This is a genomic window from Enterococcus sp. DIV1279b (genome assembly GCF_050531515.1).
GTDB lineage: Bacteria > Bacillota > Bacilli > Lactobacillales > Enterococcaceae > Enterococcus_D > Enterococcus_D casseliflavus.
Genome location: NZ_CP172891.1, coordinates 3,265,765 through 3,289,261, shown reverse-complemented (window position 1 = coordinate 3,289,261; position 23,497 = coordinate 3,265,765). Strand labels below are relative to the sequence as shown.

Sequence of the window (23,497 nt, the reverse complement as noted above, 5' to 3'; positions counted from 1 at the left end):
TAATCACTGCACCTACTATACCACTTCTAGAAATGGTTGGAAAGAAAACAGCGGATGTTTCAAACAAAATTCATAAAAACTACAAATTTTCGATTTGTTTGTCGTCCTCTGCGCTTTGGGCTTGAATCGTCGTGATGTGCTGATTCAATTGTTCCATTTGGGTTTTTATCCGAGCAAGGCGCGGTTGTGCTTGGAATTTGAAGGCTTCCAAATCTTTCGTGAAAGATTCGGTCACAACTGGGATCGTTTCGTCGATCGTTTTGCGGGTTACCATCACAGCATCTTTGAGCTGTTTGACACTGTCATTGAATTCTAAGGTCGCTTCTGTCGTGTCATCTAAATAGCGAATCAATTCTTCACGGGTTTCATTGCCGCTTTTTGGTGCAAAAAGCAAACCGCCTAAGCCGCCGGCGATGGAACCGAACAAAAGTCCTTTAAGAAAATTACCGATCATTTAGTTCACCTGCTTTCCAATTTTTTCGGCGATTGCCGCCAGCTCTTCCCCCGTGTAATTCTCTGCATGATTGCCAAAATGAATCTTGAAATCATCGTCTTTGCTGTAGCGAGGAATCAAATGGACATGGGAATGGAAGACCGATTGGTACGCCAATTCTTTATTGTTGTTGATGATATTTAAGCCTTCGATCTCAGGGAATGCTTTTTCGATCGCCCGAGCAATCTTAGGGATACGGGCAAAAACCGCTGCTGCCAACGTTTCATCGTACTCGAAAATATCCGTCACATGCGTTTTGGGAATGACCAATGTATGACCAGGGGTGACTTGGGAAATATCTAAAAAGGCATAGACTTGCTCATCCTCGTAGACTTTGTAGCTAGGAATCTCACGATTATTGATTTTACAAAAAATACAATTTTCCATTGTAAAAAAACCTCCTTGATCTATTACCTCTACTTTACCATATTTTGCTTTTTTTCGTCTGGTTTCCTCTTTGAAAAAGTCGGAACAAGGCAACTGTTCCTTCAACAAAGGCGCTTTTTTAAAGAAATGCGAAAAGCGAGCGAGAAACGCTTGCATTTAGATTCCAACAACCCTAGACTTAATATCAGAAATCAATTGGAAAGAAGGAACCTATGAAACCGATCATCAAAGAAACCTTACAGAAAAAAAAAACGACTTCAGCGAAGCTCCGCTACTTGGCTTATGCCTATAAAGAATGGTTGATTGCGATCACGCTGTTCGTGGTGTTCGCAGGTTCGATCACCTATTCGCTAACGCGCCCAAAAGAAGAAGTAGTCAATGCCGCCATCGTCACTGAAACAGCGATGGACCCTACGGTGCAGAGTGAATTGGAGACAGCCGTTGAGACCTGGGCGATCGACCAAGGGTATCAAAAAGAAGAGCTGAGGATCAGTCTGGTTTCCTATGCTGAACCTGCTGCTGTTCAAGCCTTTACCACCCGTCTTGCCGCCGGTGCGATCCAAATGGTCATTTTTCCAGCGAGTGATGCACAACTGTGGCAAGAACGCTTTGGCAGCCAAGAATTGCCGCAAGAAACCATTACAGTGGGAGCAAACGAATTTATCTTACAAGTCACGAATAAAGAAAAATAAGCAACGGTTTTGCTAGCGGATTGAAAAAAAGAGCCTACGTTGACAGAAAGCCGTAATTAGGCGAATCGGAGGGAAAGAATGACTTTACAAGTAGCGAATGTGACAGGCGGTTATAACCAGCTGCCAGTCCTAAAAAATATTGATTTTACGATCGGCGATGGTGAGCTCGTTGGTCTGATTGGCTTGAATGGGGCGGGGAAGAGTACGACGATCAAAGAAATCATCGGGTTACTGCAACCTCACAGCGGGACGATCACGATCGACGGCTTGACCTTGAAGGAAAACCCAGAGCAATACCGCAAACAAATCGGGTATATTCCCGAAACCCCATCTTTATATGAAGAATTGACCTTAAGAGAGCACATTGAAGTGACAGCGATGGCCTATGATCTTCCGCAAGAAGAAGCCATGAAGCGAGCGGAGCGTTTGTTAAAAACCTTTCGCTTAGAAAACAAACTCGATTGGTTCCCAGCAAACTTCTCAAAAGGGATGAAACAAAAAGTCATGGTGCTGTGTGCCTTTTTGATTGAGCCGAGCGTCTACATCATTGATGAACCTTTTCTAGGATTAGATCCTTTAGCGATCAATGCGTTATTGGAACTGATGAATGAGATGAAACAAACTGGAGCATCGATTTTGATGTCCACCCACATTTTAGCAACCGCAGAGAAGTATTGTGACAAATTCATCCTACTGCATAACGGTGAGATCCGCGCACAAGGGACATTGGCGCAGCTAAGAAGCCAATTTCAAGCACCAGAAGCCTCCCTTGATGATCTGTACCTCGCACTGACAAAGGAGAGTCAAGCATGAAGCAGTTTTTCTCGCAACGCTTACAGCGGCATCAAAAACAGATGACACGCTATTTGCGCTATGTCTTCAATGATCATTTTGCTTTGATCAGCACCTTCTTAGTGGGAGGTCTGGGGCTCTATTATTCGGAATTGCTAAAAACATTGCCGCGGCCGTTTCCATTAGGCGGCATCATCGTGGTCACTGTTTGGCTCTTTGTTTTACCGCTGGGACGCTTAGCGACACTGACGAAACCGGCAGATTTGATTTTTCTGTTAGCGAAAGAAGGGCAAATGAGAAGTTACCTCAGTCAAGCCCTGCGTTATTCCCTCTGGCTGCCCTTTGGGGTCTTATTTTTAGCCGTAGGAGCAACGATGCCTTTAGTCGTGGTCACCGCAAACAGTACATTTGCTTCCTTTCCCTTCTTTTTAGGAATGATGTGGCTGTTAAAACTGGGGGATCTTTCACTGCAGCGGATTCGGTTGTATCAAGAAACACATCAGCAAGTCAAACAGCAGCGAGGAATCTGGTTCGCCAGTGCGTTAGCTGCCACACTTGCCAGTATTTATGTAGCACCTTGGCTAGGGTTGGTGATCAGCATCCTCCAAGCAATCTGGTTCCTCTTTGGCGTGAAATCTAATCGTCAGCTCTTGGATTGGGACTATATGATCCAAGCTGAGCAATCACGCTTATTACGGATCTATCGGTTTATCAACTTGTTTACAGATGTTCCCCAAATCACGACGGAAGCCAAACGGCGCAAATACCTCGACTGGTTGCTGGCAAAGATCAAACCAGCCCAAAGCAATACGTATCTTTATCTTTACTTGCGCCGAGTGATTCGTGGTGGGCAATACGGCGGTCTTTATGTTCGTTTATCCTTGATTGGTGGCTTCGTCTTATTCTTTGTCGATGAGCTTTGGATCAGTCTGCTGATTGGCTGCTTGTTTCTTTATCTGATCGGTTTCCAACTGATCCCTTTGATCAATGAATTTCAATACATGGTTTTGACCCATTTGTATCCCGTGCCAGAAAAACAAAAAGCCGCAGCAATCAAAAAAATTATCGGGTCACTTTTGCTTGTGACGACTGTTTTTTTCGGCGTGATCTGTTGCTTGCGCTTGCCCGTTGTTTGGCAAGGGGGCATCGCTTTTGTGGGCTTCTTCCTCTTTACGGGTCTTTTTTTAGGCATCTACTTGCCAGGGCGATTAAAGAAAATGCACGCCTGATCCTCAGGAAACCTCTCTTACAAAAAGCGAACGCATATGCGCTTGACGGCAACCCTTTAGGAAGCTAGAATAAGAGGTACTGCGAAATAAGGAGAGAAGCTAGGATGGATATTCGCTTGGATCAAGATTGGCGTATGCGGCCGATCAAAGGCGACACCGGGAAAGCCTATATCGGGCTCAAGGACAACGACAAAGTCTTTATCAAACGAAATACGACCCCGATGCTTGCGGCACTCTCTAAAGAGGGCATTGCACCCAAACTCGTCTGGACGAAACGGACGGGAAATGGGGATACGCTCTCCGCACAAGAATGGCTGGATGGACGGGTCTTAGATCCCGATGAGATCGGCCAAAGAAATGACGTCATTGATGTGTTGTATCACTTGCATCATTCAAAAACGCTGGCACAGATGCTAAGCAAAATCGGCGGACAAGTCAGATCGCCTGAACAAATGCTGATGGATTATCAAGATCAGCTGCCTTCTGCGGTGGCTCAAAACCGTTTTATTCATTTGGTCACCGAGTATTTAAAAGCCAATATTCCAGCTTTTGACGAGCAAAAAGCCGCGGTCGTCCATGGCGATGTCAATTATCGAAATTGGCTGGTTTGTCAAAACTATTTGTATTTAGTCGATTGGGATTCCGTGATGTTTGCAGATCCAGCAATCGATATCGGGACTATTTTAGGTCACTATGTGCCGCTATCCAGCTGGTCCCATTGGCTGGTGCGCTACGGTATCCATAGCAGCAGCGAAGTGATCGAAAAAATTTATTGGTATGCATTGTTGAGTATGCTGCAAGAGGTCAAAAAATATTATCTGCGGGGCGATTACAAAGCCATGAATGCAGAGATTTTACAATTAAAACGAATTTATAGTGAATGAAGAGAAGATGGAGCGAGGCAATTTGGTTCCATCTTGTTTTTTCGGAAAGGAAGAAACATGAGAGTAAGAAAACGTGCAGGTGCAAAAGAGCTGATTGAAGCTCATCCACAATACGTCGTTGCAGAGCCTACCGAATGGAAAGGGCGTTGGCATGAACGCTTTGGCAATGATCATCCGCTACACATCGAGATCGGCATGGGAAAAGGTCAATTTATTACGGAAATGGCGAAAGCTCATCCCGAAATCAATTATATTGGGGTAGAGATGCAGATCAGTGTCGTTTCGATCGCATTGGATAAAATGATCGAGCAGGAGATCCCAAACTTGCAGCTGCTGCATGTGGATGGTTCGGCTTTGACCAACTATTTTGAAGACAATGAAGTAGACCAGATCTATTTGAATTTTTCTGATCCATGGCCTAAGAAGAAGCATGAGAAGCGCCGTTTGACTTCTAAAGCCTTTTTAGCGGTGGACGAGCAAATTTTACGACCTAATGGCGAAATCCATTTCAAAACGGACAACCAAGGATTGTTTGAGTATTCCTTAGCGAGCTTTTCTCAATATGGCATGATCATCAAACAAGTTTGGTTGGACCTGCATAACAGTAGCTTTGAGAACAATATCATGACGGAATATGAAGAAAAATTCTCAAGCCGCGGGCAGCGAATCTATCGGGTGGAAGCCCAATTTGTGGCAAAAGACCCGCAGGAATAAAGAAGTGACGAAAGACGAAGCAAATTTGCTTCGTCTTTTTTTTCTATTCTCAAAAGGCTTGCGTATTTCTTTTTAGGAGGGATAAGTCGTGGATATTCAAGCATTCTCAGATGAGTTGATTCACTATGGCAGACAAGAACGCATGCAGGATCTGGCCATTTTGCCGAGCGGTACACAGATGGAGGTGATTTTCAGTAAAAGCTATCTCAGAAAGACCTATCAAGTACTGACCAACGAAGAAGCCCAGCAGCTGATCACTCGCTTCAAATTTTTAGGAGGAATGGAGGTGGGAGAACGACGCAAAGCTCAGTTAGGAGCAGTCAGTTATCCGTTAGGCGATCAGCTGCAGCGGCTGCGCATCTCCACAGTCGGTGATTACCAAGGGCGTGAAAGTCTCGTGATGCGGTTTCTTTATCCTTTGACTCAGGAGCACCTGCGCTATTTTTTTGCAGAAGACGTCCAGCAAATCCAACAGGCAACCAAACAAAGAGGGCTGTATTTGTTTTCTGGCCCCACTGGCTCAGGGAAATCGACCCTCATGTATCAATTAGCTCTGGCAACCAAGGGGCAAATCATTACCATCGAAGATCCTGTGGAGATCGAGGAGCCGCGCTTTTTACAGCTGCAAACCAATTTGAAGATCGAACAAGACTATGATGAATTGATTCGCTTGTCCTTGCGGCATCGTCCAGACCTGCTTTTGATCGGCGAGATTCGTAACAAAGAAACGGCGCAAGCCGCTGTACGAGCCGCTCTGACAGGTCACCGAGTATTTGCCACGATCCATGCCCGAGGTGTAGCAGAAACCAATACGCGGCTGCTGGAATTGCTCGGGACAGACGATCGTCTGGCACATGCGCTGCAAGGGATCATTTATCAGCGATTGTTGCCAAATGAAGCGAATGAACCTCATGGATTGCTGGCATATCACTTTTATGAGGGGCAAGTGGAAAAACAGTGGCAGCAGGTATTAAAACAAGTGAAAGAAAGTGGGTGGATCAGCGATGAAGTTTATGAAAAAGAAGCCCCAGCTACCACGCCGTGCAACTGAAGCCCTCTTAGTCACCTTCACGGTGTTATTGGAGAGTGGCTTTTCCCTACAAGAAAGCCTCCAAGTGCTGCTGCGCAGCCGCCAGTTTTCTGAACCTGTGATCGAACAGCTAATTGTCCATCTCGCCCAAGGGCAAAGCTTTGCAGCAGCGGTAACGCCGTTGTCGCTATCGGCTACTGAAAAAAGTCAGCTTCATTTAGCAGAAAATCATGGGGATCTCACGGCGACCTTGCGGCGGATGGTCGACTACCATAAATTGGTCAACAAGCAAAAACAGCTGCTGTACAAAGTAGCTGCCTATCCGCTTTTGTTACTGGTCTTTTTAATAGCTGCGCTTTTTGGGATGCACCGCTTTTTATTGCCCCAATTGCTAGCCTCTGGCATGATCGACGAAGGTCATTGGGGCATTCACGCCATCACTTGGGCACCAGCAGTACTTATCCTCTTCTTGTTGTTAAGTGTGCTGCTTTTTGTGATCAGCCGCTGGGTGTTTGCCCGCCGCACTGCCTTGCAAAAAGCTGTGTTTTTCAGCCACCTGCCATTGTTCGGAGCATTGTACACGAGTTATCACACGAGTTTTTTCGCATTGGAATGGGGCAAGTTGTTTCAGCAAGGGTTAGATATCCAACAGATCATCGAGTGTATGGAGCACACCAATAAAGCTACCTTGATCCAAGAATTAGCACGAGAACTGCGAGTGACCTTGACACTTGGGGGCGAACTCCCAGAAAAACTTCGTCATTTCTCGTTTCTCACACCCGAATTTTCTTTGATCGTCTTTCAAGGAGAAGTACGAGGAAAGTTAGGAGAAGAGCTTTTTTTATACAGTCAATTATTGATGGAACGCTTGTTTCAACGAATCGAAAAAGCCATTCACTGGGTTCAGCCTCTGATTTTTTTGTTGGTTGCTTTAATGATCGTTGGGATCTATGCCGCTATGTTTTTACCAATCTATGGAAATATCCAAGGAGTGATCGAATGATAGAAAAGAAAGTAGCATCTCCTCGCAAGCAGGGGATTTGGCGTGTCAAAAAAGGCTTTACATTGGTTGAAATGCTAGTCGTTTTATTAGTGATCAGTATTTTGGTTTTGTTGTTTGTCCCAAATCTTGCCAATCAAAGAGGAATCATTGATGAGAAAGGAAATGCGGCGATCGTGAAAGTAGTGGAAACCCAGATCGAACTCTTTCGTCTAAATGAAGATCGGGTGCCTTCGAAAGAAGAATTGATTGCAGAAGGGTATGTATCTGAGGAACAATATGCGATTTATGAGCAGAGAAAGTGAGAACAATGGCACTAGGGGATTTTCTGGGTTTACCTTGATGGAAAGTCTCTTGGTACTCTTGGTCAGTAGTCTCTTTCTCTTTTTCCCCGTCGTGGCTATCGAGTACTATCAACGATCGGCGGAAGTTTTCGGCTTTTGTGCTCGCTTAGAAAAAGGACTCTATACCTTGCAGCAATCGGCCATCATCGATAACACACAAACCCGAGCAATCTATCAAGCAGAGCCAACACCAACTGTTTCATTTTACGGCGCTGCAACTGAGCCAGTTACCAAGATCGACGTTCCTCCTCAACTAGCGATGCAGGCGTTTCCCGATATTCTTTTTAGTAGTCAATCCGGCAACAACAGCAGTCTGCGAAGGATCATTTTCTATTGGCAGGAGAAAAAGCAAACCATCAGCTATAAGTTTTTATTTGGGAGTGGCCGTTATGAAAAAATCGTTGAATAGTGGGTTCATCTTAGCAGAAAGCCTGATTGGCTTTGGGGTGTTGGCAACTTGTGTGTTACTGTTTTTAGAAATGCAGACCGCTTCACTGACGCAAAGTGCGGCATTGCAAGAAAAAGCCCAAATGCTGCGGGTGCTGTATGAAGAAGTCCAGAACCACTCCTTTGATGCGTCAACCATTACCTACACGACGCAGCGTCAGGCAGTCTATCAAGTTCGCTTTTGGCAAGCAGCGCAGCATCAACAGGCACGCATCCAAAGCTGCGAGCAGCTCTGGGAGATCGTGTATGAAGAGTAAAGGCTTTACTTTGTTGGAGTGTCTGTTTTCTTTATGGGTATTGGCGATCTGCTTATTGCTGATCAGCGGGATCGTTAAGCACCTCGCACCCGTCAATCAGCAGATCATGGCTCGCAAAGATCAAGAATGGCATGTGTTTTTGTTTCAGCTGGAACGGGAATTAAGTACCTGTACCTATCTATCGGTCAGTGAGACCACACTGTATTTGCGAAGCAGTCAAAACAATTCGGTCACCATCGATCGCATCAATCGCGTACTGCGAAAGCGGGACAACAATGGGTATCAACCACTATTGACAGAAGTAACGGATGTGTCTTTTGAGAAAATTGGCGCAGCGATCCGCTTTACCGTTTCCTTTGAGAATGGAGAGCAGAAAATTGGACAATGGAAAATTCACACACAAGAGGCGGCATAAAGGCGGTATTTTACTCACAGCATTGTTGTTTGTGCAGCTGTTGAGCTTGATGTTATTGCTAGTGTTAGAAAACAGCCGCACAACAGCCCTTTTTTATACAAAAACCATTGAAACCTATGAAGCCCGCATCATGAGCGAACTGTTTCATGCAGAATTCTTGCAAAACGAATTGGCAGATCAAGGGTCACGACTTTATAATGTAGGAAAGTTGACCTATGAACGGCAAGGACAACTCTTACAGATCGAGTGCCATGTCAAAAGCCGCCGCTTTACATTTACCTTTTTGTTACCCGAAGAAGAGCCTGAAATAGACACAGATGACCAAGAAGAATAGTACAGGAAAAGGATGGTTGTTTCGACCATCCTTTTTCATACAGAAATAGAAAAAGAATGTTTACAGCTTCACAAATTATTCTAAACGAAAGCGATTGATTATTTTGGATGAATCGGCTAAAATTAAACAGGTATATATGTTGTTATAGTTTTGAAAAGAGGTGCAAGATGTCCGCAGAAAAAATGGAAACGTCTTTTCATTTGACCGTTGAAGCGATCCAACTGCTTCAAAACGCATTGGAAACGTCTTTTTTTGATGCTTACGTAGAGACGATCGAAAATTTTGTTGATCAATACCAAGTTCGCGTGATCGATGGGGTACCAGATGAAGCAACTGCTGCTCGTTTAGAAACCATCTATCAAGAAATTCGAGCAATGGAACTATCGGCAGAAGAAAAACGCAAGCTTGCGCAGTTGGTTTTGTTGAAAGGCGGCCAAACGGAGCGCCTGCAGGCCAATCACCAACTGACACCAGATAGTCTTGGGTTTTTATTCGTCTATTTGATCGAGCAGTTGAGTAGTGCCGACCAACCAGTGAAACTTCTTGATTTATCGGTAGGCATGGGGAATCTCTTATTGACAGTCTTGCTGAATCTGCAATTAGCGAAGCGTCCAGTAGAAGGAACCGGTGTGGATATTGACGAAACCTTGTTGGCGATCGCAGCTGCGACTGGCGAATGGACCAAAGCGCCCTTGCATTTGTTCCATCAAGATGGCTTGCAAGAGCTTTTGATCGAACCGATGGATCTGGCGATCAGCGATCTACCGGTGGGCTATTACCCACAAGATGACAAAGCCCGCAGCTTCATTACGGCGGCTCCAGAAGGGCACAGTTACGCCCATCATTTGTTGATGGAACAAGCGATGAACTATGTCAAAGCTGGCGGTTACGGTTTGTTCTTAGTACCAAGCAACTTCTTGGAAACGGAACAGAGTGAATTTTTGAAAAAATGGCTGAAAGAAAAGGTTTATTTGCAAGGAATGATTCAGCTTCCTGAAGAACTCTTTAAAAATGAACATTCACGTAAAAGTATTTTGCTTTTACAAAACCATGGAGGGACAAGCAAACAAGCAGACGAAGTCTTGCTGGTCAAGCTAGCCTCACTGAAAGAACCAAAGAACATCACAAAACTTTTTGAACAATTTGCGGCTTGGAAAGCAGCAAATCTGTAATATAATTCGGATAAGGAGATCATCATGTCAAAAACAATCGCAATCAATGCTGGAAGTTCAAGTTTAAAATGGCAATTATATCAAATGCCAGAGGAAACAGTTGTCGCTAAAGGAATCGTTGAACGGATCGGTTTGAAAGATTCTATCTTTACCATCAAATATGGGGAAGATCAAAAATTCGAACAAATCATCGACATCAACGATCACGAAGTAGCTGTAAAAATGTTATTGGATCAACTGATCGAATTAAACATTTTAGGTGCCTATGATGAAATCACTGGCGTCGGTCACCGCGTCGTTCACGGCGGAGAAGATTTCCCTGACTCAGTTGTGATCACAGACGAAGTGATGGAACGCATCCAAGCATTGGCTGAATTTGCGCCATTACACAACCCAGCAAACTTGATGGGGATCACTGCTTTCAAAAAAATCTTGCCAGAAATCATCAGTGTCGCTGTTTTTGATACTTCTTTCCATGCAACGATGCCAAAACACAATTACCTATACAGCTTGCCATTAGAGTACTATAACGAGTTCAAAGTACGTAAATACGGCTTCCACGGTACAAGCCACCGTTATGTTTCTGAGCGTGCAGCAGAAATGTTAGGCAAACCAATCGAAGAACTAAAAATCATCACTTGCCATCTAGGAAACGGTGCGTCGATCACTGCGGTTGACGGCGGAAAATCAGTAGATACATCAATGGGCTTCACGCCATTAGCTGGTGTAACGATGGGCACACGTTCAGGTGACATCGATCCTGCTGTTTTGCCTTACTTAATGGAAAAATTAGATTTGAATATCGATGAAATGGTGGATGTTTTAAACAAAAAATCTGGTTTATTAGGTTTAACTGGTATTTCCAGCGACATGCGCGATCTAGAAGCAAACTACGACAAAGAAGAAGTCAAAGTTGCTTATGACGTCTTTACTGACCGCATCCGTAAATACATCGGTGGCTATGTCACAACCATGAACGGTGTTGATGCGATCGTCTTTACTGCTGGTATCGGTGAAAATGATGCCCACGTCCGCAGCGAAGTTATCAAAGGCATGACTTGGTTTGGTTGCGAATTAGATGCCGATCAAAATGCAAAACGCGGCGAAGAATTAGTGATCTCAACTGAAGAGTCAAAAGTCAAAGTACTTTTGATCCCAACAGATGAAGAATTAATGATCGCTCGCGATGTGGAACGTTTACGCGGCTAAGCGAAAACCTTCCTTAGAATAGAAGCTGAAACACATGCAAGAGAAATGCTTGCATGTGTTTTTTTGTAGGAAAGTCCGCAAAATGGGGCTAGAGAGAAAAATTGGTGAAGACCATTTTCTAATTTTTTAAACAGAAAATTTAATAATTATGCATATGAAAATTGGCTCATACTGCACCTAGGTGGAGGGCTTCTCATTTTGCTTTCATTTGAATTTAAATTTCCTCCCTTTTTTACAAGATGTTCTCAGGGAAATACCCTTGTAAAAGTTGCCAAATGGGAATAAACTGGCATTTGTGAATTTTCAGAAAAATTCCGCTATTTTATTTTCATTAATTTTTATAAGGGGCCATTACATATGGAAAAAGAAAAAACATTCTTAGGTCAGCCGCGAGGGCTGTCAACTTTATTCTTCACGGAAATGTGGGAACGATTCAGTTATTATGGTATGCGGGCGATTTTGGTGTACTTCATGTACGATGCAGTTGCCAACGGCGGCTTAGGGTTGCCAAAAGGAACGGCTGTGGCGATCATGTCGATTTACGGTTCCTTAGTGTATATGTCAAGTATTGTTGGCGGTTGGATCTCGGACCGTCTGTTAGGATCAAATAAATCCGTCTTTTATGGTGGGATCTTGATCATGTTAGGACATATCGTTTTGGCAACACCTTTAGGGATTCCAGCGTTGTTTGTGTCCATGATGCTGATCGTCATCGGAACCGGACTCTTGAAATCTAACGTGTCGGGTATGGTGGGGCATTTATACAGCAAAGACGATATCCGTCGGGATGCTGGTTTCTCGATTTTCTACATGGGGATCAATATTGGCGGCTTGTTAGCACCGATCATCGTCGGGATCTTAGGACAAGAGGTCAACTACCACTTAGGCTTTTCGATTGCTGCTATCGGGATGTTCATCGGTTTGATGCAGTATTATGTGCAAGGAAAAACCACGTTGAAAAGTGTAGCGATCGCGCCAACAAATCCCTTATCGGCAGCCGAAAAGAAAACCTTCTTCCGAGCAGTCGTTCTGGTTCTTCTCGCATTGGCAGTGTTGTTTGGCGCAGCAGCTGCAACTGGCCATCTGACGGTTGATTTCTTCATCAACTTTATCAGTGTTCTAGGTATTTTCTTACCGATCTACTACTTTACCAAAATGCTCCGTTCGAAAGATGTCACACCAGATGAAAAGAAAAAAGTGTTGGCCTACATTCCGCTGTTTTTGTCAGCGATCGTCTTTTGGTCATTGGAAGAACAAGGCTCATCGATCTTGGCATTGTTTGCCGCTGACCGTACGCAATCAACGTTATTCGGCATCAATATTCCAGCAAGTTTGTATCAAACCTTAAATCCACTTTTTGTCGTCTTATTGACACCTGTCTTTGTCTGGTTGTGGACCAAACTAGGCTCTCGTCAGCCACGGACAGAAGTGAAGTTTGCCATCGGTTTAGTCTTAGCCGGTTTGTCCTTTCTATTGCTAATGCTGCCAAGCCTCTTGTTTGGAGTAGAAGAACGGGTCAGCCCATTATGGTTGGTATTGAGCTTCTTCATTATGATTGCAGGGGAAATGTGTCTTTCACCGGTGGGCTTGTCGGTGACGACTAAACTAGCGCCGAAAGCCTTCGAAGCACAAACCTTGGCGATTTGGTTATTAGCAGACGCTTCTTCACAAGCCATCAATGCGCAAATCGCTCGGTTCTACACACCGCAAACAGAAGGGATGTACTATGGCATCGTCGGCGGAGTAGCCGTTGTTGTCGGCATCATCTTGTATTTAGCTAGAAAACCGATCCGCAATTTGATTGGCAACATTCATTGATCAAAAAATAAAAACTTGATTTTCCGCCTATGCATGGATTGAACAACCCATGCATACGGTAGAAAAATCAAGTTTTTTTGTTGCGAATCAATGTCTTAGTCAATCAAGGGGCTCAGTGGCTGGCGTGTGATCTGCTGCTGTGCAATGACCAGGGCCTCTTGGAAGTGCTGCTGTAAAAAGTAGCGGTCATGGCTGACTGCCAGCAGGGTCCCTTGATAATCTTGCAGCATTTCTTCAATTTCTTCTCGGGCATAGCTGTCGAGGTGATTGGTTGGTTCATCCAAAATCAGGACGTTGATTTTTTCTAAAAAGAGTTTCAGTAACGCCAAACGGATTTTTTCACCACCAGATAAATCTTTGATTCGTTTGGCCACATCACTTTGATAAAACCCACTTTTGGCTAATTGCCGACGAGCCGTTTCTTCGTTTCCTGTCAACGTGTGGACGTAGGCCAACAAGCGGCTCTCGGGGTCGGCAAACTGCAGCTGCTGGGGCAAATAGCCAATTTGTAAGCTGCTGCCGCGCTTGATAGTACCGCCGCTAGGAAGCTCCTGACCGAGAAGTAATTTGAGTAAGGTTGATTTTCCGGTACCATTGTCGCCGATGATGGCTAGATGCTCCCCACGGTAGATTGCAAAAGTGCTGTCTTTGAATAGGAGCTGATCGGCGTATTGCTGGTGCAAATCGTGAACCATGAACACCTCTTTGCCTGATTTTCCGCCATTTGTCAAGCCTTGCAGCCGATTTTTCGGGGGCGCTGGCGGTTTGACCAGCGTTAGTTTCGCTAGGCGGCGTTCCAATTCTTTGGCTTTTTTGAAGAAGGATTCATTGTCTCCTTCATGGGCCCACTGACGAAACCGACGAATCATGACTTTCAGCCGCTGGACTTCTTTCTGCTGCAGTTCGTAATTTTTGGTCAGTTCCGCCAAGCGAGCTTCTTTCAAGACACGAAATCGGCTGTAATTTCCAGGATACTCAACCAAGGCGCCTTCTTCCAGTTCCCAGGTCTTGGTGGTGACTTGATCGAGAAAGTGCCGATCGTGAGAAACGACTAGAACCGCTTTTTTCGTATTCTGTAAATAATTTTCCAACCAGCGGATACTTGAAAGATCCAAGTGATTGGTTGGTTCATCCAGTAACAGCAAGTCAGCATCGGCAACTAGCACTTTGGCTAAAGCGACTTTGACCCGTTCACCGCCGCTAAGCTCTGTTAAGCGTGCGTCCTGCCGATGGGGAATTCCTAAGCCTTGTAAGATCGTAGAAATACGGTCTTCCAATCCATAGCCGCCCAGCTCTTCAAAGCGCTGCTGCAGTTCGCCATAACGGATCAGACACTTCTCTAAACCAGTATCGGGTTCTGCCATCAAGGCTTCGTAATGGCTCATTTGCTGCTTGAGTTCTTGAATGGTAGCAGCAGAATGGAGCAGGTAGTGGGTAACGGTTGCTTCAGAAACTGTCAGCTCTTGCTCGACCGTCCCGATCCTCAAGCCTTTTTGGCGGCTGATAACGCCGCTATCGACGCCTTCACTGCCAGTCAAGATTTGTAAAAAGGTTGATTTGCCCGTTCCGTTGATGCCGACTAGGGCAATTTTTTCCCCAGCTTCGATTTGGCAGGATAACTCCTCAAATAACGGATTCCCGCCGATGGTTTTTTTAATAGCAATTGCTTGTATGATCATGATCTCTCTCCTTGAGACCACTCAAAAAGGCCATGGATATCCATGGCCAGTGTTATTTAAACTCAGATTCTCTTGAGAAAAATACCTTGAGATGGCCATTGATTTTACGTAAATGTAACTGTTTTGGACAGACTCGTCCCGTCAACAGCAACTGTAAAACCAATTGCATGGCTAAATGCGATATGGTATCGTTGGTAATTTTCATTACTTGTTATTTTAGTCATGCGCATCATGGTCGTTTTCCCTCCTTTGTGTCTTTGTCTTTTCAGTGTACCTGAAAGTATCAGAAAGTTCAACCAGTACTGGCGGTTTCTTAGCGTTCCTCGATGCGTAATTCTGTCAGAGAGCTTTCTTTCATCTGACCGATGACTAATGGAACGGTCTCATGAACCACATCGCTGTATTCTAAGCCGAACCAGCGTTCAGGTGAAATGGTATGGCGTTTGATAAAAAGCTTCGTCTGCATGACTTGCTTCTGCCATTTGCTTAATGCAGTTGCATTCGACAGCTCTTCTTCGATCATCACGAATTGGAAATCGCCCACATTGCGTCCAGGCGTTAAGGAGTAGCGTTGCGGCTGCAGCGGCAAGCGACCATCTTTCATCAATTCTTGAATGATTTGGCGAATGTAGAGATTGACTTCTTGCGGCACCCGAAAGCCGAGATAAAGCTTTAGTTTAACGATAAAATCGGTATCTGCCATCGAAACTTCATATTTTTTCGTATAGGGTTCGTCGGTGACTTCCACATTGACGAACCAATACACTTTGGCACGTTTTGGCCGTTTGTCTAAAATGGAATAGATGAACTGCTGACCGATCTGATCGTCTTGCAGTTTAGGAACCATGAAGACGACGTTCGTCTGAGATAACGGCAAAGAATCATCTTCCCGCAACTGTTTCAATTGAGGGATGTAGGTAGAAAGCGCAACTTCTTCGGCAGCATTTTCTTGAATACGATTGCCCCATTCCCAAATCAGCATCACGCCGATGATCACGCTGGCTAATAAGATGGCAACGTAACCGCCATGGAAAAATTTGGTCGCACTGGAGATAAAGAAAATCCCCTCGATCGCTGCAAAAAAGAGCGTGATGAACGGTGCCAAGAAACGGGTCTTCTTGTTTTGGTGCAAGTAGAAATACAGCAAAATAGTGGTCATCAACATCGTTACCGTAATGGCCAATCCATAAGCAGCTTCCATCCGAGTAGAGGTCTGGAAGAACAAGACCACGCCAGAACAGGCGATCCACAGCAAGGTGTTCAAGGCAGGAATATACATTTGCCCGATAGACGCCCCCGGATAGATGATTTGCATCCGAGGCAATAGTTTCAACTTGATGGCTTCAGAAACCAAGGTAAAGGAGCCAGACAGCAGGGCTTGCGAAGCAATGATGGCAGCGAGGGTGGCAAAGCTGACACCAAAGACTGTCCACCCTTGCGGCAACGCTTGGAAGAATGGATTCAAGTTTTCGATTTCTTGATAAGTCGGGTTTTGATAGACTTGCAGCAACCACGCCGCTTGACCAAAGTAATTTAGCATCAAGCAGATTTTGATATAGGGCCAGCTGGCATAAATGTTTTTCTTGCCCACGTGACCTAAGTCTGAGTAGAGGGCTTCCGCACCAGTCGTTGCCAAAAAGATATTGCCGAGAATAAAGAGACCGGCACTGTTATCGGGACTAAAGAGCAAATTGATCGCATAACGGGGATCAAGGGCGCGAATCACCGAAAGGTCACCAGCAAAGTTCATCACCCCGACGATCCCTAAGAAAGTGAACCAGCCTAGCATGATCGGTCCGAAGGCTTTGCCGACAAACTCAGTCCCAAAGCGCTGCAGGGCAAAGAGGACCAATAAGATTGCTAAGGTGATGCCGACGATGATCGATTGGTCATTGCCGAAGCGATCAAAAAAGACTGGAATCCCCCGTAATCCTTCGATGGCAGTGGTCACCGTCACGGCTGGCGTCAACACGCCATCTGCTAGCAGGGCTGCGCCCCCGATGATTGCTGGAATAATCAAATAGCGGCTGTTTTTACGAACTAGAGTATAAAGGGAGAAAATCCCGCCTTCTCCATGATTATCCGCGTTTAATGCGATCAAGACGTACTTGATCGTTGTTAACAGCGTTAGCGTCCAAAAGACGAGCGAGACGCTGCCTAAGATAAAATCGGGTGTTAAGGTGCGTAGTCCGCCATTGTCCTCCACCAGGGCTTTCATTACGTAAAGCGGGCTCGTACCGATATCACCGTAGACCACCCCCATGGCGACTAAAAGTCCGCCGGCGGTCACTTTTTTCATTTTACTTGAACTCATTGACTGTTTTCCCTCCATTTTAAACTGCAAAAAGACCTAAGCGGCCCCTTGCCACTTAGGTCTTGCAAGAAACATCTTAAACCAGCGGATTCCCGCTTGCTGTTGATCTAAGATCATGGAACGATCCATGTGCTACTCCCCTAAAGTGCTCTTATTATCTTTGTTTTTGCAGCTCCTGTCAATTGATTTGTTAAAAATGGCAATAAACATTTTTCATTTCCTGCTTTTCAGCGTAAGATAACAATAGGTATGGAATAAGGAGGCAGGAAAATGATTGAGATCAAGAATCTGACGAAACAGTATGGACCAAAAAAAGCGGTGTCTGATCTTTCCCTGACGATCCGTCAAGGGGAGATCTTTGGCTTTCTGGGACACAACGGAGCAGGGAAGTCGACCACGATCAAAAGCTTAGTGAGTATTTTGCAACCGACGAGTGGGGAAATCTATTTTGATGGCCAATCCCTCGTGGAACATCGCGAAGCGATAAAAAAACAAATTGCTTATGTGCCGGACACGCCAGATTTGTTTTTACAGCTAACGGCAGGGGAGTATTGGGACTTGATTGCCGCAGCGTATGAGGTGCCAGCAGCGGAAAAGGCCGAGCGTTTGCAAAAATTAGGGCGCTTGTTTGATATGCTGTCTCATGAAGAAGAGACCATCGCCAGCTTTTCCCATGGAATGCGGCAAAAAACGCTGCTGATTGGGGCATTGATCCCCGATCCAGACATTTGGATCTTGGATGAACCATTACAAGGCTTAGATCCCCAAGCGGCGTATGATTTAAAAGAAATGATGAAACAGCACGCTGCCAAGGGCAAGACCGTGATTTTTTCCACCCACGTCTTGGACACCGCCCAGCAGTTGTGCGATCAATTGGCGATTTTGAAAAAAGGTGAGCTGCTGTACAATGGCTCAGTGGCAGATTTGCTGGCACAGCATCCGTCGCTTTCTTTGGAAACGATCTATCTGCAAATGACTGGGAGAAGTCAAGAAGAAGCGATTCTTGCAGAAGCGGAGGAAGCGTAGATGCGAAAACAACAATTTCTGACTCTGACCTCCGTTAATTTGCGGTATGCCAATCCCCAACTGACAGATAAAGCCCGCAAAAAAGGCAAGGCTGGTTCGACTTTGACCAGTTATTTGTTGTTTCAATATGCGTTTTCTGGGGTAGTATTTCTGCTAGTCTATGGGTTGACGATGATTACATTGGATTTTAGTCAGATGCCAGGCTTTTTTACCTATTATGTCGCTTTGTTCGGGATCTTAGGCTTTTCCCAAGGGATTTCGTCCATTTACAATGTCTTTTTCGAGAGTCAAGATCTGCCAGCGTATTTGCCGCTGCCTTTTCGACAGAGTGAAATTTTTCTGGCAAAGATCGTGGTGGTGTTTCTCACCGTTGCGCCGTTTATTTTTCCTCTGTTGGTCTTATTTCTCCTGACAGGGATTCGGGCAAACGTCTTTTTCTTGTTGACGATCTTATGGGCGTTCTTGCTGTTCGGCTTGTTTTTAGTCCTGATCTTCAGCATTTGTAGCTTGATCGTCTTCAGTCTGACACGAACGAAGTTTTTCTTGAAGCATAAAAAATTGGTCACTAGTTTATTGCTAGGCGTGACGATGCTGGTTGTTGTGATCGGGGTCTTAATGATGAATCAGGTGAATACTTATGAGACAGACGTGGTAGATCGGGGAGCGATCAGCTTTTTATTGCCCTTTTATTATGTGATGGTGGCACCGTTTCAAACGACTGGTTTGCTTAGCTTGCTAGGGATCATCGCCACAGCAGGCGTGTTGCTTTTTGCCCTCTATCGATTGATCTTGCCGAAGTTTTATGAGCAAGTGGCAGCCGCGGCGCCCAACCAAGGGAGTGTTCGTCGGAAGCATAAACCCAATCAAGGCTTGGGCCAGCTGTTGTTTAATTACAATTCGCAGTTGATCAGAGATCCGAATTTGATCATGCAAGTCTTTTCTTCTTCGTTGCTGATGCCCATTATTTTCTTAGTGTCCTTTGTGTTGACAGGAGCGATTCAGTTAAGTGAATTGGATGAGCGGTTTATCGGTGTCGTTTTTGTGGCGGGGATCGCCTTGGCAGCATTGATGGTCAACCCGACTTCTTTTATCAGTAATTTGATCTCACTGGATCAGGAGAATTTCTTGTTTGTCCGCTCCTTGCCGCTATCAATGAAGCGCTACTTGCGGGAAAAATTCCGCTTTGGGGTCGTTTTGCAGCTGAGCTTAACGGCAGTCATCGTACTGGCAGCAGTCCTTCTGTTCAGAATGCCGCTGATTTTGGCTGTCTCTTTTCTAATCGGGGCACTTTGGAGCAGTTTTCTTTTGTGCTTGAAATATTTTGCTCGTGATTATCGGCTGCTGCTTTTGGATTGGACCAACATCAGTCAATTGTTTACGAGAGGGGCGGGGAGTCTTGGGTTAGCCATTGGAACGATCGCAACGCTGTTTCTTTCCATCATTGTTATCATCCTTTACGGCTTTGCTGCGACTTCGGTTGATTTTTGGTTATTGAATGGTCCCGTTTTCTTTGTGATCCTCTTGACCAGCGTCCTTTGGATAGCCCATTATCACCATAGATTTTGGCGTCGTTTTTCCTAAGGGAAGCGACGCTTTGCTTTTTTTATTTAAGGATGGGTAAATTAACTATTTATTCAGAAAATTCAGAAAAACTATTTACAATCAAGCGGAAACATGGTTAGATAGGAGTACCTATTACTTTGCTTTCATTTTTTGCTGTACAAGTTTGGATAACCGACTTGTCAAAGAGCTGTGACCAAAGTCAAAAAGACCAATGAGACCTGAGCGCTCGTTGCCTCTTTTGCTTTTGTCACGGTTTTTTTTGTACAAAAAAACCTGCCCAGCAGCGGCAGGTCGTCTCACTATTAAGCGTTCGTGTGGTCTTTTGCTGGAACTTTGTTTTCTAGGTCTGTCCGTACAACTAACACATCACAGCCGGCATGGCGAATGACATACTCAGAAACGGAACCGATAAAGATTCGTTCCACGGCATTTAAACCAGTGGCACCGATCATAATCAAATCGATGTCGTGATCTTCGGGCAATTGTTTGGCAATGATCGGTTTTGGCGAGCCGTATTCGATCACCGTTTTGACCGCAGTTACTTGATGCTTGCGGGCATAATCCTCATAGTCTTTCAAGGTTTGTTTGGCCATTTCGGTTGCTTGTTCAGCAAGCATGCCGTCAAAAGAAGAAACGGTTTGAAAGGCACGAGTGTCGATCACATGTGCTAAAACCAATTCAGAATCATTCCGCTGTGCCACGTTCACGGCTTTTTTGAAGGCTAATTCTGACTCGCTAGACCCATCGACGGCTACCATGATTCGTTGATATTGTTGTAACATAAGAAACACTCCCATCTGTTATCTTCTACTTTTATTGTAATGCTTTTTTCTGGAAAAAGAAAACCTAATCTTCCTTTTTTTTCATTTTTTGTGCCAGCAAGATGCTGAAAGATGCGGAAGAGAGCAGCAACAAAGCCAAATAAAACAAGGCAATCAGCTCCTTATCGACAAAGCTCACAACCAATGCCACCACGCCTAAAAGGAAATGAATGAGACTATAGGTTTTTAAGAAGACCTTATTCGCCTCGGTGGTAGGGATCAAAGTGAAAAAAATCGCTTGTTTGGCATAAAGCAAATAACTGGTGCCGAATAATACGAGTGCCACGATCGTAAATAATAGAAGAATCATAAACATACGCCATCCTGTCCTAAGTTGATAGGTTTAGTATAGCGAACCCTAGAAAGAATAGCAAAAGCCACCCTTACTCTGATGTCAGGCAAGGACGTTTCACTGTTGCTATCAGTTAGAGAACGCAAAAAAGCCATCTGTTAAAAACAGATGGCACATTCTAAAAAGAATGGGTAATATCCGTTGATGCCGTTCTTTTTCCCATAGTATTGATCCCGCAAATTCTAGCAGGTGGGTTCCACGGTCTAAGCTTCGAACTACCAAAGGAAAAGGCATGTTACCAGCATTGACACAAGACGGATCCCAAGATATCAATAAAAATGTTCGGTCAACACACAAAAGGGACAACTCGTACATCACAGAATTCCCACCCTTATAGTAGCATAGGAATGACGAAGGTGCAATAAAGTTGTTTGAAAACGATACCAAAAAGTCACTATTTTTTTAAGTACCTAGTTTTTTTTCTTTCGCTGCTGCAATTGCTGGTACCGTTGACCTAAGGCTTGCTCATATTTCCCGGTGGCTTTGGGTTGGTAATAATGAGTATTTTTCAGCTTATCAGGTAAGTATTGCTGATCGACCCAGGCATCATCAAAATTATGCGGGTATTGATAGCCGACACCCCGATTCAAGCTTTCTGCACCCTTGTAATGACTGTCTCGTAAATGATCCGGGACATCGCCAGCTTTACCGCTGCGAATATCTGCGATCGCTGCATCCAATGCCATGTAGGCAGAGTTGGATTTTGGTGACAGACATAGATCGACCACTGTATCGGCCAAAGGGATCCGAGCTTCTGGCAAGCCCAAACGTTCAGCGGCTAACACAGCATTGACGGTTCGAGCAGCGGCTGCTGGGTTAGCTAAACCAATGTCTTCATAGCCGATGACCATCAAGCGCCGACAAATGATTGCCAGATCGCCTGCCTCTACTAAACGACCTAAGTAATGCAGCGCACCATCCACATCGCTGCCGCGAATCGATTTTTGAAAAGCAGAGATCACATCATAGTGCGCATCCCCATCTTTATCGTGGGTCAATGCTTTACGCTGGACGCACTCTTCGATGATCGCTAAGGTCAAATGAATAATGCCGTCTGGTCCTTTTGGGGTGGAACGAGCAGCGAGCTCTAAGCCGTTTAGCGCACTTCGTAAATCACCGTTGGTCGCTCGCGAGAGATGCAAGCGGGCATCATCGGTCAATACGATGGTTTCTGATCCAAGTCCGCGAGTTTCATCTGCTAAGGCTTGATCAATGGCGGTCAAAATATCTTCTTCTTGGAGCGGTTTGACTTCAAAAATCTGTGTCCGACTGCGAATCGCTGGATTGATCGTAATGTAGGGATTTTCCGTCGTGGCACCGATCATAATGATCTTGCCGCTTTCTAAATGGGGCAGTAAAAAGTCTTGTTTTGTCTTGTCTAGTCGATGGACTTCATCAAGCAATAAAATGACAGTACCGCTCATTTTGGCTTCCTCTGCCACGATCTGCAGGTCTTTTTTTGTATCTGTGGCGGCGTTCAGCATGCGAAACGCATAGCGTGTCGAGCCGGCGATCGCACTGGCAATGCTGGTTTTTCCGGTTCCCGGCGGTCCGTATAGGATCATCGAAGAAAGCATTTTGGCTTCGACCATTCGGCGAATGATTTTCCCCGGGCCAACCAAATGCTGCTGTCCGACGACTTCATCTAAGTTCCGTGGCCGCATTCGATAAGCAAGTGGCTGCTGCATAAAACGATCCTCTCCTTTTCCTGTAAGTATAACATAAGAACGTATATTCTCATAAACAAGCTGATTTGCGTCTTTGCAGAAACAAAAGGGCGCTTATTTTCCACTCAGTCAGCAAAAATCAGGTTCGTTGAAAAGAAATCGTTGAGATCGTCGTAACTCTGTAGTCAAAGATAGTAAGTTCGCCGAGAATTGTGTAGAATAAAGAGGGTGATGAGAATGGATGAATTAATGGCACTTTTTGCGACACAGCCGACAACGACCATCGCACGTGCCTTATTAGGAATGTATTTGGAACATGAGACCCCAGAAGGAACTGTAGGTGGGTATATCGTGGATTGTGAAGCGTATCTAGGTCCCGATGATTTGGCGGCTCATAGTGTGGGCATGCGAAACACACCAAGGGTTCGGGCGATGTATCAGGAACCAGGTACGATTTATTTATATACGATGCATACGCATCGAATCGTCAACTTTATTACGCAGCCAAAAGGCATCCCGCAAGGAATCATGATTCGCGGGCTAGAACCGGTGGATGGGATCGCCTTGATGGAACAACAACGACAAAAAACAGGACCGGATGTAGCCAACGGCCCCGGGAAACTGGTACAGGCACTGCAGATCCCCGCTGAGCTTTATGGAGAATCGATTTTTACAAGCCCACTGCATTTGGTTCCTGAGCGACGACGTACCCCAAAAGAAATTTTGACATTGCCTCGAATCGGTATCCCAAATAAAGGGGAATGGACCCAGATGCCGCTTCGTTTTGCGGTGGCTGGCAATCCGTATTTGACAAATATACGAAAAACCGCTGTTCAGCAAGACCATGGATGGTGTTAA

26 protein-coding genes and 1 other RNA gene are annotated in these 23,497 nt (G+C 45.0%); 18 read left to right on the top strand and 9 right to left on the bottom strand.

Going from position 1 to position 23,497, the window contains the following annotated elements; genetic code table 11:
• Positions 1-79: 79 nt before the first annotated feature.
• Together IGI71_RS15585 and IGI71_RS15580 are read right to left on the bottom strand one after the other, a co-directional pair.
• A complete protein-coding gene (locus IGI71_RS15585; protein WP_005227717.1) occupies positions 80-454 on the bottom strand; it encodes a YtxH domain-containing protein in 375 nt (124 codons plus the stop codon).
• Positions 455-880, bottom strand: coding sequence for an HIT family protein (locus IGI71_RS15580; RefSeq protein WP_005233401.1), 426 nt, complete (start codon positions 878-880; stop codon positions 455-457).
• Positions 881-1,092: 212 nt separating this feature from the next.
• On the opposite strand from IGI71_RS15580, the gene IGI71_RS15575 reads away from it, so the two are divergent.
• The 15 genes from IGI71_RS15575 to IGI71_RS15505 all read left to right on the top strand — a co-directional run bounded on the left by IGI71_RS15575 (position 1,093) and on the right by IGI71_RS15505 (position 13,217).
• A complete protein-coding gene (locus tag IGI71_RS15575) occupies positions 1,093-1,572 on the top strand; it encodes a hypothetical protein (protein WP_430615897.1) in 480 nt (159 codons plus the stop codon).
• Between the two features lie 78 nt (positions 1,573-1,650).
• A complete protein-coding gene (locus tag IGI71_RS15570; protein ID WP_005227728.1) occupies positions 1,651-2,385 on the top strand; it encodes an ABC transporter ATP-binding protein in 735 nt (244 codons plus the stop codon).
• Positions 2,382-3,593, top strand: coding sequence for an ABC transporter permease (locus tag IGI71_RS15565; RefSeq protein WP_275853834.1), 1,212 nt, complete (start codon positions 2,382-2,384; stop codon positions 3,591-3,593). Before IGI71_RS15570 ends, IGI71_RS15565 begins: the two co-directional genes overlap by 4 nt.
• Positions 3,594-3,697: 104 nt before the next feature.
• A complete protein-coding gene (locus IGI71_RS15560; protein ID WP_005227730.1) occupies positions 3,698-4,477 on the top strand; it encodes a phosphotransferase family protein in 780 nt (259 codons plus the stop codon).
• Positions 4,478-4,534: 57 nt separating this feature from the next.
• Complete coding sequence (gene trmB / locus IGI71_RS15555) at positions 4,535-5,191, top strand: tRNA (guanosine(46)-N7)-methyltransferase TrmB (protein ID WP_333718797.1); 657 nt, start codon at positions 4,535-4,537, stop codon at positions 5,189-5,191.
• Positions 5,192-5,279: 88 nt separating this feature from the next.
• On the top strand, positions 5,280-6,242 hold the full coding sequence (comGA, locus tag IGI71_RS15550; RefSeq protein ID WP_430615896.1) for a competence type IV pilus ATPase ComGA: 963 nt from the start codon (positions 5,280-5,282) through the stop codon (positions 6,240-6,242).
• Complete coding sequence (gene comGB, locus IGI71_RS15545; RefSeq protein ID WP_430615894.1) at positions 6,196-7,224, top strand: competence type IV pilus assembly protein ComGB; 1,029 nt, start codon at positions 6,196-6,198, stop codon at positions 7,222-7,224. Before comGA ends, comGB begins: the two co-directional genes overlap by 47 nt.
• Positions 7,221-7,526, top strand: coding sequence for a competence type IV pilus major pilin ComGC (gene comGC, locus IGI71_RS15540; protein ID WP_015510483.1), 306 nt, complete (start codon positions 7,221-7,223; stop codon positions 7,524-7,526). Before comGB ends, comGC begins: the two co-directional genes overlap by 4 nt.
• The gene (comGD, locus tag IGI71_RS15535) at positions 7,501-7,974 is read left to right on the top strand and encodes a competence type IV pilus minor pilin ComGD (RefSeq protein WP_034857584.1); all 474 of its coding nucleotides are present in this window, start codon (positions 7,501-7,503) and stop codon (positions 7,972-7,974) included. The genes comGC and comGD overlap by 26 nt, the downstream gene beginning before the upstream one ends.
• The gene (locus IGI71_RS15530) at positions 7,955-8,269 is read left to right on the top strand and encodes a hypothetical protein (protein WP_430615893.1); all 315 of its coding nucleotides are present in this window, start codon (positions 7,955-7,957) and stop codon (positions 8,267-8,269) included. Before comGD ends, IGI71_RS15530 begins: the two co-directional genes overlap by 20 nt.
• On the top strand, positions 8,259-8,684 hold the full coding sequence (gene comGF, locus IGI71_RS15525; protein ID WP_142964475.1) for a competence type IV pilus minor pilin ComGF: 426 nt from the start codon (positions 8,259-8,261) through the stop codon (positions 8,682-8,684). Before IGI71_RS15530 ends, comGF begins: the two co-directional genes overlap by 11 nt.
• Positions 8,647-9,018: a competence type IV pilus minor pilin ComGG gene (comGG, locus tag IGI71_RS15520; RefSeq protein WP_015510479.1), complete on the top strand. Its 372-nt coding sequence runs from the start codon at positions 8,647-8,649 to the stop codon at positions 9,016-9,018. The genes comGF and comGG overlap by 38 nt, the downstream gene beginning before the upstream one ends.
• Positions 9,019-9,185: 167 nt before the next feature.
• Complete coding sequence (locus IGI71_RS15515) at positions 9,186-10,190, top strand: class I SAM-dependent methyltransferase (protein WP_430615891.1); 1,005 nt, start codon at positions 9,186-9,188, stop codon at positions 10,188-10,190.
• 24 nt (positions 10,191-10,214) lie between these two features.
• Positions 10,215-11,399, top strand: coding sequence for an acetate/propionate family kinase (locus IGI71_RS15510; protein WP_005233419.1), 1,185 nt, complete (start codon positions 10,215-10,217; stop codon positions 11,397-11,399).
• Between the two features lie 357 nt (positions 11,400-11,756).
• Positions 11,757-13,217: a peptide MFS transporter gene (locus IGI71_RS15505; protein ID WP_430615890.1), complete on the top strand. Its 1,461-nt coding sequence runs from the start codon at positions 11,757-11,759 to the stop codon at positions 13,215-13,217.
• Between the two features lie 95 nt (positions 13,218-13,312).
• On the opposite strand, the gene abc-f is transcribed toward IGI71_RS15505, so the two are convergent.
• The 3 genes from abc-f to IGI71_RS15490 all read right to left on the bottom strand — a co-directional run bounded on the left by abc-f (position 13,313) and on the right by IGI71_RS15490 (position 17,210).
• Positions 13,313-14,896: a ribosomal protection-like ABC-F family protein gene (abc-f, locus tag IGI71_RS15500; RefSeq protein WP_430615889.1), complete on the bottom strand. Its 1,584-nt coding sequence runs from the start codon at positions 14,894-14,896 to the stop codon at positions 13,313-13,315.
• Between the two features lie 104 nt (positions 14,897-15,000).
• Positions 15,001-15,129 (bottom strand): hypothetical protein, encoded by a 129-nt coding sequence (locus IGI71_RS15495; RefSeq protein ID WP_010749031.1) that lies wholly within the window; start codon positions 15,127-15,129, stop codon positions 15,001-15,003.
• An 80-nt stretch (positions 15,130-15,209) separates the two neighbouring features.
• Positions 15,210-17,210 (bottom strand): KUP/HAK/KT family potassium transporter, encoded by a 2,001-nt coding sequence (locus tag IGI71_RS15490; protein WP_005227748.1) that lies wholly within the window; start codon positions 17,208-17,210, stop codon positions 15,210-15,212.
• Between the two features lie 270 nt (positions 17,211-17,480).
• Between IGI71_RS15490 and IGI71_RS15485 the strand changes: the two genes are divergently transcribed.
• Both IGI71_RS15485 and IGI71_RS15480 read left to right on the top strand, forming a co-directional pair.
• Complete coding sequence (locus IGI71_RS15485; RefSeq protein WP_430615888.1) at positions 17,481-18,236, top strand: ABC transporter ATP-binding protein; 756 nt, start codon at positions 17,481-17,483, stop codon at positions 18,234-18,236.
• Positions 18,237-19,817, top strand: a complete 1,581-nt coding sequence (locus IGI71_RS15480; RefSeq protein WP_430615887.1) for an ABC transporter — start codon at positions 18,237-18,239, stop codon at positions 19,815-19,817. It begins immediately after the preceding gene.
• A 284-nt stretch (positions 19,818-20,101) separates the two neighbouring features.
• Here IGI71_RS15480 and IGI71_RS15475 read toward each other — a convergent pair whose 3' ends face one another.
• The 4 genes from IGI71_RS15475 to IGI71_RS15460 form a co-directional block, all read right to left on the bottom strand.
• Complete coding sequence (locus IGI71_RS15475) at positions 20,102-20,581, bottom strand: universal stress protein (protein WP_118215366.1); 480 nt, start codon at positions 20,579-20,581, stop codon at positions 20,102-20,104.
• Between the two features lie 64 nt (positions 20,582-20,645).
• Positions 20,646-20,936, bottom strand: a complete 291-nt coding sequence (locus tag IGI71_RS15470; RefSeq protein ID WP_430615886.1) for a hypothetical protein — start codon at positions 20,934-20,936, stop codon at positions 20,646-20,648.
• Between the two features lie 167 nt (positions 20,937-21,103).
• A non-coding RNA gene (gene ssrS, locus IGI71_RS15465) (6S RNA) lies at positions 21,104-21,298 on the bottom strand.
• 84 nt (positions 21,299-21,382) lie between these two features.
• Complete coding sequence (locus IGI71_RS15460; RefSeq protein ID WP_123834770.1) at positions 21,383-22,660, bottom strand: replication-associated recombination protein A; 1,278 nt, start codon at positions 22,658-22,660, stop codon at positions 21,383-21,385.
• A gap of 216 nt (positions 22,661-22,876) precedes the next feature.
• On the opposite strand from IGI71_RS15460, the gene IGI71_RS15455 reads away from it, so the two are divergent.
• Positions 22,877-23,497 carry a DNA-3-methyladenine glycosylase gene (locus tag IGI71_RS15455; RefSeq protein ID WP_151195732.1) on the top strand — a complete coding sequence of 207 codons (621 nt, stop codon included), beginning with the start codon at positions 22,877-22,879 and terminating at the stop codon, positions 23,495-23,497.